Raw genomic sequence first — 16,899 nt, forward strand, 5'->3', positions numbered from 1 at the left:
TAATTACGGATACGATACTCCGTTGTTATTATGTCCTGGTTCCGACCTGTTAATTCGCTTCGGCAGCTTCTTCTACCAGGTCTTTTTCATACCGGAGGTTATTGATAATAAACTCCTGACGGGCCTGGGTATTCTTGCCCATATAATATTCCAGCAGTTTCTGCACATGAATATCTTTCGACAGGATGATCGGTTCGATATGAATATCTTCTCCGATAAAACGGCCAAATTCATCCGGCGAAATTTCGCCCAAACCTTTAAAGCGGGTGATTTCCGGCTTATTGCCCAGTTTTTTTACTGCTTTCTGTTTTTCTTCTTCCGTATAACAGTAAATGGTTTGTTGTTTATTACGCACGCGGAACAACGGTGTTTCCAGGATATATACGTGTCCGTTTTTCACCAGGTCCGGGAAGAATTGCAGGAAGAAAGTGAGCAGCAGCAACCGGATGTGCATCCCGTCCACGTCTGCATCTGTAGCGATCACAATGTTATTGTAACGCAGTCCTTCCAGTCCTTCTTCAATATTCAGTGCGTGTTGCAGCAGGTTAAATTCTTCATTCTCGTATACGATCTTTTTGGTAAGACCGTAGCTGTTCAGGGGTTTACCCCGTAAGCTGAATACCGCCTGTGTTTCCACATTCCTGGATTTGGTAATGGAACCGCTGGCAGAATCCCCTTCCGTAATAAAGATGGTAGATTCCAGTCTGCGTGCTTCCTGTTCTGATTTATCCTTACCAGTGAATTCATCATTCAGGTGCAGGCGGCAATCGCGCAGTTTACGGTTGTGCAGGTTCGCTTTTTTAGCTCTTTCGTTGGCGAGTTTTTTAATACCTGCCAGCTCCTTGCGTTCCCGCTCACTTTGTTCGATACGTTTTTTCAGGGCCTCTGCTACTGACGGGTTGCGGTGCAGGAAATCATCCAGGTGTTTGGACAGGAAATCCAGTACGAATGCTTTTACAGAAGGGCCACCTTCGTGTACCACCTGTGAACCCAGTTTGGTTTTTGTCTGTGATTCGAATACCGGCTCCTGTACTCTTACTGCTACGGCAGCGCAGATAGAAGCACGAATATCCGTGGCTTCGTAATCTTTTTTATAGAAGTCCCGTACGGTTTTTACAAAGGCTTCGCGGAAAGCTGCCAGGTGCGTACCACCCTGGGTGGTATGCTGGCCGTTTACAAACGAATAGTATTCTTCACCGTACTGGCTTTCATGTGTAATGGCCACTTCGATGTCTTCGCCTTTCAGGTGAATGATCGGGTAGCGCAGGTCTTCTTCATTGGTTTTACGTTGCAGCAGGTCCAGCAATCCGTTTTTGGAAAGGTATTTTTTTCCGTTGAAGGAGATGGTCAGACCGGCGTTGAGGAAGCAATAGTTCCAGATCTGGTTTTCGAGGAATTCCGGGATATAGCGGAAGTTCTTGAATACCGTATCATCTGGTGTAAAGGTAACCAGGGTACCATTGGCTTCTGTAGTAGCGCCTTCTTTATGTTCTTTTGTCAGTACACCCCGTTCAAATTCTGCGATCTTGGCGCGGCCGTCCCGTACAGATTGTACGCGGAAGTAGCTCGACAGTGCATTCACTGCTTTCGTACCCACACCGTTCAATCCCACTGATTTCTGAAAGGCTTTGCTGTCGTATTTGGCGCCCGTATTGATTTTGCTGACAACGTCCACTACTTTACCCAAAGGAATCCCCCGGCCAAAGTCGCGGATCGTGACACTATGTTCCGTTACTTTAATATCAATCTGTTTACCAAATCCCATGGTATGTTCATCGATGCAGTTATCTGTTACCTCTTTCAGCAGTATATAGATACCATCATCCATGCTGGTTCCGTCTCCTAGTTTACCGATGTACATACCAGGCCGGAGGCGGATATGCTCCCGCCAGTCCAGCGACCGTATGGAGTCTTCCGTATAGGAAGCAAATAAATCCTTGTTATCCGTCTTTTCCGTGTTTGCCATAATATATTAAAATTTCCTAAATATTAGAGATCTCAAGCGAATCCGTTTTTGTGCAAGGATACTAAATCTTTTAGCAAAATCAGATTGCTGGCAAAAATAAAGGATTCAGGGAATCATCCCAAGTATTAGTTATACACTATACTTATACCATTTATTATCAATTAATTAAGACTTATAAAAATTGATATTCCCACAATGCTACCTGTTTTTCCCGGTTTTTCTATGCTGCCAGTGCTATCATATTATGAAATTTATGATGAGTCAGGGGTATTATATGATAAATTTAATTATATTTACCAAGCAGAACCTATTTTTGAATATCCTAACCTATCGCCTTATGAAAACACTTATGCTGATTCTCCTGATTGCCGTTCTCCTGATTGCATCCATGGCCACCTGGTTCATTCGCAAAGAGCAGGAAAACAATATTGGTAACAAATTTCTCCGCCTGATTAAAAAATTCGATGCGTGGCAGATGATGCGGTAACTACTGTGTTGTGCAGTATGCCGGCAGGCTGCTCAAATAAACAGCAGCGAAGATAAAAGCGGTGAAAGATGATCCGCTTATTTCTTCGCTGCTGCAGTTATATCATGTATACCGGCTTAGCGGTTATAATATTTGTTTACGGCATCTGTTCTGCTACGTACGTGCAGTTTCTCATAGATATTGTGCACGTGCCGACGCACGGTTTCGATGCTGATAAAAAGGTTGCTGGCAATTTCTTTATACAGGTAACCTTTAGACAGCTGGTCGAGGATTTCTTTTTCTCTGGTGGTTAAAGCTTCCAGTGCAGGATTGGGTTTGGCCTGTTTCTGAAAAAATGCCACGACCCTTCTGGCAATCTGGGAACTCATGGGAGATCCCCCATCATACAAATCACGAATGGCTTCCAACAATTCTCCCGGAGATGTTTTCTTCAGGATATAGCCACTTGCGCCTGCTTCCAGTGCCATAAAGATTTTATCATCATCTTCATATACTGTGAGCATCATAAACTGCATATCCTGGTACTCTTGCTTTAACCGGGCAATACATTCAATACCGTTCATGCCACCAGGAAGATTGAAATCCATCAGCACCACATTTGGCATCAGTTGAGGGATCTGTTCTACGGCGGTTTCTGCATTATTGAAAGTACCAACACAGGCATATCCGTCAGAACCATTAATCAGCAATTCCATAGCCGTGCGGATATCATGATTATCTTCTACTATCGCAATAGTGATGGTGTCCATGTTATCCTGGGACTTCTTTTTTGAGTATACCGTCATGTTTATAGGAATTATAACACTTAAATGTTATTAAAAACAAATGTATGTCAATTTAGCGGGATATCGAGAAAAACTATTGTTCCATTGTTAGAAGAAATATCTGCATTTCCTCCTACTGCATTCATTCTTTTCTGTATGTTCTTCAATCCGTTACCAAATAACCGTACTTTCTCCTGATCAAATCCTTTCCCGTTATCCTTGATCATTATCGTCATGTTTTTGTGCATCTTCACTTCAATGATCACTTCCGTGGCCTTGGCATGTTTTACTACGTTGTGCAACGATTCTTTTACTGCCAGGTAAATATTTCTTCGCGTGCCCCCGCTTAATTTAATATTGGGGATTGTTTCCGGAATATAAAACTGATGTGTGATATGCGCGTGCTCCAAAAATTCAGCGGCGAAACTTCTCATATAGGCGATCAGGTTAGCCAGCGAATCATTGGAAGAGTTCATTGCCCAGATAATTTCACTCATCTTATCCACCATTTCTCCTGCTGTTTCAGAAATACGCTCGATCTCCCGCGTTTGTCCAGGATCCTGGATCTTCCGTTTGGCGACCTCACTCAACAACCGGATGGTAGATAAACCTGAACCCAGGTCATCATGCATATCGCTTGAAATCCGCGCCCTTTCCTGATCTACTGCCTGCTCCTTCTCTAATTTCAGTTTTTCGTGTCTGATTTTATAATCCAGGTACAACGTGGAAAAATAGTAAGCGATACCCAACAGTAATAATAACAAAAGAAAACGGAACCACAACGATTGCCAGAAAGGTATTTTAATAACAATTTCGAGAGACGTATAGGCAGGATTCCAGATATCGTCATTATTCGACCCTTTTACCTTAAAGGTATAACTTCCCGGATGCAGATTCGTATACCGTGCCATACGGAAAGTGCCTGCATCAACCCAGTCTTCGTCGGCGCCTTCCAGCTTATAACGTACCTTATTCTTCAGTGGATTGGTATATTCCAGCGGCACAAACTCTATGGCAATGGTATTCTGGTTATAAGGCAGCTCTACTTTTTTCAGCAGCGAAATGGCGGTATCTGATTCGTACGGCTTATTCAGTACTTCCATCCGGCGAATAATCACTGTGGAATAAAAAGGATTATTCCGGAAATTTTTCGGATAGAATCCATTTACCCCACGAATTCCGCCAAAAAACAACTCGCCGTCGATCGATTTATAAAAAGCACCGGTATTAAATTCATTGGACTGCAGTCCATCTTCATAATTAAAGGTAGTAATCTCGCCACTTACCGGATTGATCTGCGACAATCCTTTATTGTGGCTTACCCAGATCCGGTCTTTATCATCCAGCAATACACCGTACATATAATCATTAATCAGCTTGGGATTATCGTAGCTGTTAAAATGCATTTTGATGCGGTGCTGCGGATCGATAATGAACAATCCCTTGTTGGTAGCCACCAGTAACTCCTTATGCGGATTTTTATTGATCGACTTCACCGCCGTGCCCTGTGGCAGCGGAATAGACCGCCAGCGGGCATCATCTGCCAGCTTTACGTACAGGGATGATTTGGTGCCCACATACTGGTTGCCCATGTAATCCTCATAATACGCCGTCAGGATCTCATCTTTAAAATCATGTACCACAGATACCCGGTATCCTTTGTGTGTATCACTGTTAAACATGAGCAGGTGCCCGCCATAGTTGAAATACAATTCGCCGTTGACCCGTTTGAACAGAAACGGGAAAGGATCCGGTTGATACGGTAATCCCAGTTCCTTTATTTTACTGCTCAGATCCAGGAAAGCCTTGGTTTGTACATTAAACAACCCAATGTACATATTGGAAAAATGGAGCCAGATATGATCGGAGTTTTCGCGGCAGATAGCTCCCAGATCGTTGGCCGGGAACTTACCCGGATACAGTTCATTGGAAATCCGTTCCAGGAATTTGCCCCCTTCTGCATAAATGTTTAACCCGTCGCGCATCAGCCCCAGGTACAATTTACCATCGTCGTGCTTGTACACCGACTGCACCATATTATGTGTGATATAGGGCGACCGGTACAGGTTAAATACTTTTTTATGGGGAGAATATTTTTTGATACCATCGCCGTCTGTACCTACCCACATATTATCGGAGCCATCCCGGTAAAGGAACGAGACATTATTAAAGGAGCGGGTTTCAAAAGTATTAAAGCTTACAATATGCCGGATGATTTCATTGCGGGCCACGCTGTATATCAGTACACCGTCGTTACCACCCACCCAGGCGTTGCCGTATTGGTCTACCTCCATCACTGCCGGCTCAAAAGCTTCGCCCAGCTCATTCTTCACATCATAAGCCAGGTCACTGAACTTGTTCCGTTTTTTATTGAAGACAATAATGTGTCCCGGACTCACAATAATCATGGAGTCGGCGTTGAGGTTACGCATCACCGGCCGGTTGCCTACACCTGGCAGGCAATACGTGGATAAGCGCAGGGATTTTATATTCAACGACAACAACTCCCCCTGCTCGGCACTCATCCAGATGGTATCGCCATCTTTCATCACCGTAGCAGGTACCACCCCTCTTTGCCGGAACTGCGGCGGGTAGAGGATGATACGTTTAATCGCATAGCTCGTATTATCCAGTACATACAACCCTTTCGTAGGCCGCCATACCCACAGCGAGTTGGTAGCAGTATCTTCTCCCAGTATCCTGAATTTAAAGTTACTGTCGCGTTCCATGTAGTTCAGGTTGGCGGTATCTTCCAGGAGGGTACGAAAGTTATTCCGGTATTTATCATACATGCTGATCCCGTTGTTATGGGTCAGCAACAGCTGATGACGACTGTCTTTGTAAAAAGAAAATGCTTTGTAGCCTTTGAGGTCAAAACGGTTGATGACCGCCCGGTTGCCGGTAGAGCCCCGGGGCGCCAGTTCTCCTTTGCCCTCGCCCGCCTTGGACAGGGCGCTGGGTTTATAGCGGTATTCATTGAAAGTATATCCGTCAAACCGGTTGATGCCATCGCGGGTAGCAATCCAGAGAAACCCCTGGTCGTCCTGCGCAATATCAAATACGGTGCTCTGCGAAAGGCCTTCATTGACACTGTAGCTATCGAAAATATATGGCTTCTCCTGGGCTAATAGCGGGCTACCGTATAGCACACACAGGCAAAACAGGATAAGTATTTTTGATTGACGCAGTAACAGCACTATGTTGATTTAGATAAAAGTAAGCCGGTTTAGGTGATCTGCAAATATATAAATCTGCTTCACACTTTCTAGCTATTTTGTATTTTTCTTGCAGATAACATACTGAAAATAAATAGTATAATTTATGAAGAAATCCCGGAACGACCTGATTTGTCCTACCTTAGGTACCCTGCTATGGCGCGTTACAAGCGGTAAACCCTGCATAGTCCGCCTGCTGTTAAGCGTCCTTTTTATTTATTTATCCGGACATTTTTCTACTGCCACTGCCCAGCAGTCTGCCGCAGCGCATCATATAAATATTATAGCCTCTACCCCGGTACAAAGCATTCGGGGGCTCAGTGCCGTCACCGATAACATCGTATGGGCCTCCGGCACCGGCGGCCAGGTAGGCAGGAGTCTGGATGGCGGCCGGCACTGGCAATGGAACCGGGTATCGGGTTGCGATAGCTGCGACTGGCGGTCGCTGTATGCCTTCAACGACCAGAAAGCCGTTGTACTGAATGCCGGCGAACCGGCGCAACTTTTTCTGACCACCGACGGGGGCACTTCCTGGAAACGGGCGTTCTATGATACCACCCCGGGCATCTTTTTTGACGCGCTGTCTTTTTTCAATGCACAGGAAGGAATCGCCATCGGCGACCCGCTGTCTGGCCGCTTTACCATTATTCGCACCCATGATGGCGGGCTGTCGTGGCACCGGGATACGCCGGCGGATTTACCTGCCGCGACAACAGGAGAATCCATTTTTGCGGCGAGCGGTACCGGTCTGGTTACCTTCCGGGATAAAAAAACCTACTTCGCCACCGGCGGCACTGTATCCCGTCTGTTTCACAGCGGTGATAACTGGCATGCCTATACGATTCCGGTTGTGCAGGGTACCGCTACCACCGGTACCTTCTCCATTACCTTCCTGAACCCGCAGCAGGGTATTGCCGTAGGCGGCGATTATAAAAACGATACCGCCCGTAGCGGCAACTGCATGCTGACCAGCAACGGCGGCCGCAACTGGGTAGCGCCTTCCACGCCTCCGGGCGGTTATAAATCGGGCGTAGCCTACCTGACACCCCACATACTGGTGACTACCGGCACTTCCGGCACCGATATTTCCTATAATGGCGGTAAAGACTGGCAACCCATCGGAGCAGGATTTAACGTTGTCACCAAAGCCAGAAAAGGAAACCGGATATTTTTAGCGGGCAAATCGATCGCGGTACTGGAAAGCAATAAATAATTCATGCGAGGGACCGATAACAAAACGGTGCGCCTGGAAAGGAGCACCGGTAAAAATAGGTTAAAGCAAAAAGTACATTTAATGATATGAAGTTAATAAGTAATTTATTCATTTCCCGGTATTTTTTGCCACACCAGTATTTTATCAGGTAAACGTGTACTTATCCGCTTTCACCGTGAAAGACATATCACTACTGTGAATTTTTTGTGTAATTTAAGACCATGGTAACGCATTGCCAGGCAATCAGAAACAGAGATTATGCAAGTTGAAACTTCGTCAAGCAAATACGGCGCTAAACACTATCCCGACAATATCCGGGAATGGAAAAAAGAAGGAAATTACTTTTGCTTTTATACAACGGAAACCATCCTGGAAGTACGCGTGATTGCGGATAAAATCATCCGCTTCCGGTATGCAGCCGATGGCACCTTCCAACGGGATTTTTCCTACGCTACCAGCGATACCCTGGAAGAAGCCCCCATCACCTTCGGGATCCGGGAATGGGAAGAAACCTTCGAAATCTTCACCGATGTGTTACGGGTATTCATTGCCCGCGACAACCTGCGCATCACCATCACCGACCACGAAGGCAAAGTGATTAACCAGGATGAAATGGGTTATCACTGGCAACACTACCTGCTGAAAGGAGGCAAGATACAATACTGCAGTAAGCTGGTACAGGAAGGCGAATGTTTTTACGGCCTGGGCGACAAACCCACCGACCTGAATCTCCGCGGCAAACGCCTCGAGAACTACGGTACCGATGCCTACGGCTATCAGAAAGATACCGATCCGCTGTATCGCAACATCCCTTTTTATTACGGCTTGCACCATGGCATTGGCTATGGCATTTTCTTCGATAATACCTTTCGCACCATCTTCGACTTCGGAAAAGAACGGGAAGATGCCTGTAGCTTCTGGGCCCGTGGCGGTGAAATGAATTACTATTTCATCTACGGCCCCGACCTGCTGGAGGTGGCGGAATCCTATACCCGCATCACCGGTACCCCGGAACTGCCTCCTTTGTGGGCACTGGGCTACCACCAATGCCGCTGGAGCTATTACCCGGATACCCGCGTGAAAGAAGTGGCGGCCACCTTCCGGAACCGTAACATCCCCTGCGACGTCATCTATCTGGACATCGACTACATGGACGGCTTCCGCTGCTTTACCTGGAACAAGGAGTGGTTCCCCGATCCGGTAGGCCTTATCAAAGAACTGGCCTCCCAGGGATTCAAAGTCGTGGTGATTATAGATCCAGGTATCAAAGTAGACCCCGACTACGCCGTCTACCAGGAAGGTATCAAAAACAACTACTTCTGCAAACGCGCCGACGGCGCCCTGATGGAAGGCGACGTATGGCCGGGTAAATGTGTATTCCCCGACTATACCAATCCGGAGGTGCGCGAATGGTGGAGCAGCCTGTTTAAAAGTCTGGCCGAATCCGGCGTGCGCGGCGTATGGAACGATATGAATGAACCAGCCGTATTTGAAATGGGGACCTTCCCTGAAGATGTACGCCATGATTATGACGGGGAAGAAGTCAGTCACCGGAAAGCACATAATATATATGGTCACCTGATGAGTAAGGCCACGGCCGCCGGTATGAAAAAATACCTGTTGCCCAACCGGTCCTTCCTCATTACCCGCTCCTGCTATGCCGGGGCACAGCGTTGGTCTTCTGTATGGACCGGCGACAACGTATCCAACTGGGAACATCTCTGGCTGGCCTCCGTACAGTGTCAGCGTTTAGCCGTTTCCGGTATTTCCTTTACCGGCAGCGATATCGGTGGTTTCATCGGAGAACCCGACGGAGAGTTGTATACCCGCTGGATACAGCTGGCTGTTTTTCATCCGTTGATGCGGACCCACTCCGCCAGCAACGAAACCGGCTTTAACCAGGAGCCATGGAGCTTTGGGCCGGAATATGAAAAAGTGGTCACCAAATTTATTAACCTGCGCTACCAGCTGCTGCCCTATTTATATTCCACCTTCTGGCAATATGCCAGCAAGGGTACGCCCATGCTGCGGCCGCTCGCTTTCGTTGCACAACACGATGTTGCCACTTACAATTGTACGCATGAATTTATGTTTGGGGATTCCTTGCTGATCAGTCATGTAAGTGAACCGGGCATGAAAGAAAAAAGCATCTACCTGCCGGCTGGCAACTGGTATTATTACTTTAACGATCAGGTGTACAATGGTGCACAGACGATTACGGTGCCTACCCCACTGGATGAAATGCCGCTCTTTGTAAAGGCAGGCGCGGTGCTGCCCCAATACCCGGTGATGCAGTACACCCAGCAGATACCAGTTACTGAAATGCTCCTGCACGTTTATTACGGCGATCAGGAAGTAAAGAGCCTGTTGTATGAAGATGCTGGTGATCATTATGGCTACCGGAACGGACAGTACAATGTGATCCGGTTTAAACAAGCCTCTTCCCCACAACAGTTCCGGCTGAAAAAGAAGTTTTATGTGAACTATGAAACGACTTACCAGCAATACCGGCTGATTGTTCATGGGTTGCCTTTCCAACCGACGGCGGTAATCATTGATGGTAAAAAGGTAGCGTTGCTTCCGGAGAACCTGTTAGCGGATGGTATCCTTTCGTTTACGGCGGTACGTAATTTTGAAGAAATTATCTTAGTGGCCGGAGAATAGCGAAGTAAAAGAAAAGGCTTCAGATAGAGATCTGGCGCCGGGTTCCTAACCTATGCCAACTTTAGTGATACGAAAGTAACCGGTTAATTTCTTAGTACAAAATGTCCGGAGGCGTAAAAGAAGGAATGAATAAAATGAACGATTTTTTAACATTGAATTAAGTATACCGACAAGACAATTTAGCAAAATCCTTTACTGTATGGGGTTTTCTATATAAAATCAATTTTGTAATGTTGAAGCGGGCATATCAGGAGGCTGATATGCCCGCTTTGTATTATTATCAAGATTGTTGAGAGTACCTTTTGTTGCTTGTTGCCGTGTCTACTATTGTTAATGTAAACACAATGGGTTTTGTGGCAGGAATCCTGCCTGGTTAGCCATTGCCGATGGGATTGTCTGTATCCTCCCATTCTCAACCGGTATACTATCCGGATATTTCATTCTCCCGCTTACCGCCCAGATAAAGCGTAATAGTATAACGGTATTATTTTTTAGATCAATGGGGCATGCAACAGTGCGCTGTTTTTCAGGTGTATTCCTATACTCCTTTATGGACAAGTAGCACTTCTTATCAATTTTAATAATTCCGGGTACATCCGGAATAACTCTCCAACAGCTATCGATCTGCTTGAAAAGTAACGATTTGTTATGCATACTTACCAGTATAAAACAGGTAGTAGATATTTCCGTTGACATCAAATAAGATTAACCAGACCTTTCTACCTGCCTGCATATTGGGTATTCACACGATTTATTTAATACCACTTTGGTTACCAGCTGATGCTTTATTTTAGTTCCTGAAGGAATATAAGCATGACAAAAACGGAAAAATTGGAACAATACATGATAGATACTATTCGGGAAATGAGAAAACCTACAGGCATGCGATCCCATAAGCGCCATAGGTCTCACTATTCAAAAACAAGCTGCTGACAGATTGTTTTATTTTTCTTCTATATCGTAAATATGCCCCTTTAAAGGATCTCCGATATGACTGTTGACAATTGTTGGCATAATCCAGATCATTTTATCCTGCAATAACTTCTCTCCAAATTTCTGATTTCGCCAATGTCCCCGTCTCCAATGTGCTTTCACCGTTGCATCTGCTGTAGCTGCAACGACTGTTCTTTTGAAAGATTGGCCAACATATCTGATTTTGGTGAACCCCAGCTGGTTAATCTTTTCCTCGATTTTTTTTGTTTCTTTATCCGTCTTCGCAAACGATAATTGCTTATCAAAATTACCTGGTAATCCGGTAGGAAATCTTTTTTCTACCTCCACCTTTTCGGTAGGCTGAGAAAGATATAACAAGCAATTTATGACCAGGTTGATCGTATTCGTTAACAACTCAACTGTTGCATTATAAAAATCTGTATCCGCACCACTTTCCAGTGAATGTTCTTTCGGTAATATCTCCGCCTGCAAATTTTGTATAAAATGCGCGACCGCTTGTTTAACATTTTCTCTACCTTCTTTTTTTTCAAATGATAGCCACACATTCCAGAAACTACCTACAGGCAGCTCATCATATGCACCAGATGTATCCTCAAGCCGGCTTTTCACATGTGGAATATACTCCAGGAAAAGTTGTTTAAAATTCCCGACAAAATAAAAAGATAAATCACAGTATCCCTCCGGATGCTCTCCATGTCCATTCCAGATATTATGGTCAATATAAACCCCTTCAATCACTTCCTCTCTCCCATTGGCAATCTTAATATGCAGTGGTTTAAGTGACAGATAAAAAGTGTCATAGGGTAAATGAAACTTGTCTGGTGTTATTTCACTGACATCTGTTTTGTCGAGCAATGATAACAGTGCTTGCTGAAATGAGAAGATGTTTTTCCCATTTTTAAACCATTCCTCCCAATGGGCATAGTTTTCATACAAATACTCAAAATCATGTATCTCCTCCTTACTTAAACCAGATTTGTTGTATAGAAACTCCCCCACATTTGTACCATCATAACCGGGTACATGTCTTTTGCAAAATGCATCACGGCCTTGCTCAACGAAATGTCTGAAGTGATGCTGTTTGTCGATGGTATAGGGGAAATAATACGATAGTGCTTCTTCCGTCATTTGATAACAGGGCGTTTCAATAGTTTGATAAAATGGCGATTCTTATAAAAATACGAAAGTTTCCATTTACAGTATACAGGTTCAATACTGTCGCTGTGAACACACTCCGTCCATCATCCGGTTGTTTACATTTGCTGCTTGTTCCAGCCAGAATTATAATGGTAATGGAGGAGCTCACCAGCATCACTTATTGCGCTGTTGCTATTATGTGATCTTACAAAAGGAATATTGATAGTCGCTAGAATAAAGATAAAGAGAGAAAAATTATCATGTTGTCGTCCAAAGAGAGGGTGCATACAAGGTATGAGGAGATATTTTTCTAATAAGGTTTTGTTTACCTTCAAAAAGCAACAACGACATTTTAATACATTCGTTCATAGTAAAATATTGACCATGAAGGAAATTCACCAGCATCACCTATCGCGCTGTTGTTATTATGTGATCTTACAAAAGGAATATTGATAGTCTCTATATAAACATCGATAAATTGACATATTGTCGCTCAAAGTTATAACGCATTCAGAGCATTGGGGAATATGCTTCTAATAAGACTTTTGTTTGCCTTCAAAAATAAATAGCGCTCTTTTGATGCACATACCCATGTTAGAACAATTGGTTAACTGCCTGGTTTCAAAATAGAATAATAATACGATCAAGCCAGCAATACAATTGCATAAATCAGCTGCTACCTGACTTCAAAAGGAAGACCGACGCTATTAAACAGCCGACAGATACTTACCCCAATACACTTGTTGGAAGCCGAAAAACAATATCAATATCATGGTTCCAAATATCGCCCTGCCCCATCACTACAACTGGTCTCTCATAACAATCTGTTCTTGTTCTCTATCCCAACATCAACGTAGCTCCTCTTGTTATACCAATAATAAGCCTACATCAAAATACCCTCAACACACAGCCAATCATCTCCCATTATCAGCCTATAACAGGTGACGCTTACTTTTTCACTTCAACCGACTATCCATGGAAACAACAAAGAAGAGGGGAAATCAAACATTTTTCAACCACCAGCAAACTACCGGTCTGCTGCAATTCATAAAGCATACCATCATGCCTATCATGCATCATTATAAAACAATAACAGAAAAGAATAACAGAAAACAATAACAGCTAACATCAAAACAATAACAGCTAATCGGTAAGATTCATCACCTTACTACATCTATTCACTTAAACTCAAAAAGGAAGTAGTGTAAATATTGTCGCACAGACAATCATTAGCCTATAGTACTATCCCATCGATAAAGACTCACTGTTACATTATAATACAGCAGCCCTATCTATTGATAGCTACATTCCATGACTACCCGCAAAAAAACACCTCCTGGTGCTTACTCAATAAAAAATAGATAAATAGAAAATAGACATCAGGGCACAAAAAACAAAAAAGATAAAAATAGCCCTAAACAGGATTTCCATCCGGTCACTGGTATAGTCTATTCCATGTAACTCATTTTGATTATCCGCGTGATTAATACTCAGGCTTTTCATACAAACAAATTAAAAAATTAACGCAATAGCTTAGTGCTCAACATTGGGGTTGTATGATCACATCCTCGTTTCATGAAATTACAACTAAAAAAACAAAACAGATAATTCTTTTTGTTCATTTTAGCCACCAGCGCGTTCATTTTACTGGCCCTTCTTGCGCGACTTTCCTGCGGCTTCATGGGGCAAACGCAAAGGTGCCGGTTTGGCGGCAGCCGGCGCTACTGCTGTACTGTCGCTGTCGCCCAGCTCTCCGGCTGTTGTCGTCTCACCCCGGTTAAAATAAGCCTTCTCCATTTTACCGGTTTCTTCATCATACAATTTCCAGGTGCCATGTCTCACCGAGTTGCCCTTCCGGATAATCTCTGTAGGTGTTTCTGCACCGGTAATCGGATCTATGATCTGGATCGTATCCCGCTGCCCTTCTATTTCCGTGGCAATAAATAATCCCTCTTCACTGCGCTTGCCATTGGGATAATAGTACCTGCAATAGCCATCCAGGACATTGTTCTTATAAGTCTCCTCCGCAATCAGGTTGCCCCCTGCGGATGTTTTCTTCCACACCCCTTCCTTACGTCCATTACGATAATCCCCTTCCCAGGAAAAGCCCGGTTCGCCCCGGATCTCTCCTACTTCCTCTATCCAACGCCCCTGCTTACGCTGCTGCGCGTCTTTCTGATTGATTTTTCCCTGAGCGATCCCGCTTACAACTATCAACTGTAAGAGGATATATAAACACCATTTTTGCATAAATAACGGATCATTGCTGTTACACAAGTTATGTATTTTTAGTATGTATAAAAAGTTAAAACCTTCCTAATGACCTAACAGCTTATCCCTGAATCGTTTTCATCCGGCCCCCGGCTATTCCCTGCAGTGAGCCGTGTATTGGTCAGCCATATTCAATAGCCATATCTCCACTCCCCCTGACAAACGGGTATATACACCACAGGTGATTACTTTTCAGCAATCACCTGTGTACGTACAACAGACCGTTATGAGCGGCCCGGTTATCATTCGTTTTAAATCCGTTTTAAAATAGTAGCACCTAATGGCGGCAACCGCAATGTTAGCGTATAGTCTTTGCCGTTATAGACCTGCTTTACCGGTCTTAATATACCCGTGTTGACCACACCACTTCCGTAATACCGGGGCGCATCACTGTTCAAGACTTCCTCCCAGCGGCCATCTCCGGGGATACCTACCATATAGTGTTCCCGTACTACCGGGGTCATATTCAATACAATAAGCAGTGTATCTTCCGGCTCCTGGCCTTTCCGCAGATATGCCAGTACACAGTTATCATAATCATTCACCGTGATCCATTCAAATCCCGCCATATCAAACTGCTGTTCATACAATGCCGGCGTAGTTGTATACAACTGATTCACGTCTTTCACAAAATCCTGCAATCCTTTATGGGGATTGAATTTCAGGAGATGCCAATCCAGCTCTCCCTGATAATTCCATTCAGATGTCTGTCCGAACTCATCTCCCATAAACAACAACTTCGTACCCGGATGTGTGTACATATAACTGTACATCAGTCGCAGATTGGCAAACTTCTGCCATTCATCGCCTGGCATCTTATAGATCAGCGGCGACTTGCCGTGCACCACTTCATCATGGCTGAACGGCAGCATATAATTTTCTCCATAGGCATATACCAGGCTAAAGGTAACATCATGCTGATACCATTTCCGGTGAATAGGATCTTTTTTGAAATATTCCAGGGTATCATTCATCCATCCCATCATCCACTTCATCCCAAATCCAAGTCCGCCCATAAAAGTTGGTCTGGACACACCGAAATGAGCAGTAGAATCTTCTGCAATGGTTTGTACATCGGGGAACAGGGCATATACCGTTTCGTTCAGTTTTTTGAGAAAACTGATCGCTTCCAGGTTTTCATTACCACCCAGCTCATTCGGTTCCCATGCACCGCGCGGCCGGGAATAATCCAGGTGAATCATCGAGGCTACGGCATCTACCCGTAAACCATCTGCATGAAATTTATCTAACCAGAAAATAGCATTACTGATCAAAAAAGACCTTACTTCATTGCGGCCATAGTTGAAAATATAACTGTTCCAATCAGGATGATACCCCTTACGCATATCCGCATACTCGTACGTATGTGATCCATCGAAACGGAACAACCCGTGGGCATCTCCCGGAAAATGGGAAGGTACCCAGTCCAGAATGACGCCAATACCTGCCAGGTGAAAGGCTTCTATCATTTCCATCAGGTCCTGCGGCGTACCATGCCGGGCGGTAGCAGCAAAATAGCCGGTTAGCTGATATCCCCAGGAACCATCAAAAGGATGCTCCATCACCGGCATCAGCTCCACATGGGTAAATCCCATTTCCTTTACATAAGGTACCAGCATATCAGCGATTTCCTGGTAGGAATATACGGCTTCGGGGTTCAGGGGGTCCGGGCGGCGCCAGGAAGCGAGGTGTACTTCATAAACAGCATAGGGACTTTTCAGGGAGTTGTGCTGGCCGCGGTGGCTCATCCATTTTTTATCATCCCATTCGTAATCCAGCGCATGTACAATGGCGGCAGTTTTGGGGCGTACTTCCCAGTAAAAAGCAAACGGGTCGCCTTTTTCCAGCTCTTCCCCATTATGCGACCGGATAAAATACTTGTACAGGAAACCGGGTTGTACACCGGGAACAAAACCTTCCCAGATACCGGAACTATCCCAACGTGGAAACAGGGTATGACTGTAATGATCCCATCCGTTAAAGTCGCCCATAACGGCTACAAATGCGGCATCCGGAGCCCACACTGCAAAATAGGTACCTTGTGCCCCTTCATATTCTACAGGGTGCGCGCCAAACTTTTCGTATAGCCGGTAGTGAGAGCCGGCCTGAAACAGGGTTATATCACCGGATGAGAATAGGGAAAAGGGTTCAACGACCTGTAAAGTACGATTAATATTTCCGATCATAATAACGTGTGAATTGGGTCTTACCTAACAAGATAGTTTAAA

General features: G+C 44.7%; 9 protein-coding genes. 3 read left to right on the forward strand and 6 right to left on the reverse strand.

Annotated features, from left to right (window positions below; genetic code table 11):
• Positions 1-49: 49 nt before the first annotated feature.
• Positions 50-1,966 carry a DNA topoisomerase IV subunit B gene (locus OL444_RS25405; RefSeq protein ID WP_264728894.1) on the reverse strand — a complete coding sequence of 639 codons (1,917 nt, stop codon included), beginning with the start codon at positions 1,964-1,966 and terminating at the stop codon, positions 50-52.
• Between the two features lie 337 nt (positions 1,967-2,303).
• Here OL444_RS25405 and OL444_RS25410 point away from each other — a divergent pair, with 337 nt between their 5' ends.
• Positions 2,304-2,453, forward strand: coding sequence for a hypothetical protein (locus OL444_RS25410; RefSeq protein ID WP_264728892.1), 150 nt, complete (start codon positions 2,304-2,306; stop codon positions 2,451-2,453).
• Positions 2,454-2,569: 116 nt separating this feature from the next.
• Here OL444_RS25410 and OL444_RS25415 read toward each other — a convergent pair whose 3' ends face one another.
• Together OL444_RS25415 and OL444_RS25420 are read right to left on the reverse strand one after the other, a co-directional pair.
• On the reverse strand, positions 2,570-3,238 hold the full coding sequence (locus OL444_RS25415; RefSeq protein WP_264728890.1) for a response regulator: 669 nt from the start codon (positions 3,236-3,238) through the stop codon (positions 2,570-2,572).
• 47 nt (positions 3,239-3,285) lie between these two features.
• Complete coding sequence (locus OL444_RS25420; RefSeq protein WP_264728888.1) at positions 3,286-6,414, reverse strand: ligand-binding sensor domain-containing protein; 3,129 nt, start codon at positions 6,412-6,414, stop codon at positions 3,286-3,288.
• A gap of 124 nt (positions 6,415-6,538) precedes the next feature.
• On the opposite strand from OL444_RS25420, the gene OL444_RS25425 reads away from it, so the two are divergent.
• Positions 6,539-7,645 (forward strand): WD40/YVTN/BNR-like repeat-containing protein, encoded by a 1,107-nt coding sequence (locus OL444_RS25425; protein ID WP_264728886.1) that lies wholly within the window; start codon positions 6,539-6,541, stop codon positions 7,643-7,645.
• Positions 7,646-7,903: 258 nt separating this feature from the next.
• Positions 7,904-10,309 carry a glycoside hydrolase family 31 protein gene (locus tag OL444_RS25430; protein ID WP_264728884.1) on the forward strand — a complete coding sequence of 802 codons (2,406 nt, stop codon included), beginning with the start codon at positions 7,904-7,906 and terminating at the stop codon, positions 10,307-10,309.
• A gap of 942 nt (positions 10,310-11,251) precedes the next feature.
• Here the strand turns inward: OL444_RS25430 and OL444_RS25435 are convergent.
• The 3 genes from OL444_RS25435 to glgB all read right to left on the reverse strand — a co-directional run bounded on the left by OL444_RS25435 (position 11,252) and on the right by glgB (position 16,857).
• On the reverse strand, positions 11,252-12,391 hold the full coding sequence (locus OL444_RS25435; protein ID WP_264728883.1) for an AcrVA2 family anti-CRISPR protein: 1,140 nt from the start codon (positions 12,389-12,391) through the stop codon (positions 11,252-11,254).
• Between the two features lie 1,653 nt (positions 12,392-14,044).
• A complete protein-coding gene (locus OL444_RS25440) occupies positions 14,045-14,617 on the reverse strand; it encodes a toxin-antitoxin system YwqK family antitoxin (protein WP_264752041.1) in 573 nt (190 codons plus the stop codon).
• A gap of 305 nt (positions 14,618-14,922) precedes the next feature.
• Complete coding sequence (gene glgB / locus OL444_RS25445) at positions 14,923-16,857, reverse strand: 1,4-alpha-glucan branching protein GlgB (protein ID WP_264728880.1); 1,935 nt, start codon at positions 16,855-16,857, stop codon at positions 14,923-14,925.
• Positions 16,858-16,899 lie beyond the last annotated feature (42 nt).

Source organism: Chitinophaga nivalis, assembly GCF_025989125.1.
GTDB lineage: Bacteria > Bacteroidota > Bacteroidia > Chitinophagales > Chitinophagaceae > Chitinophaga > Chitinophaga nivalis.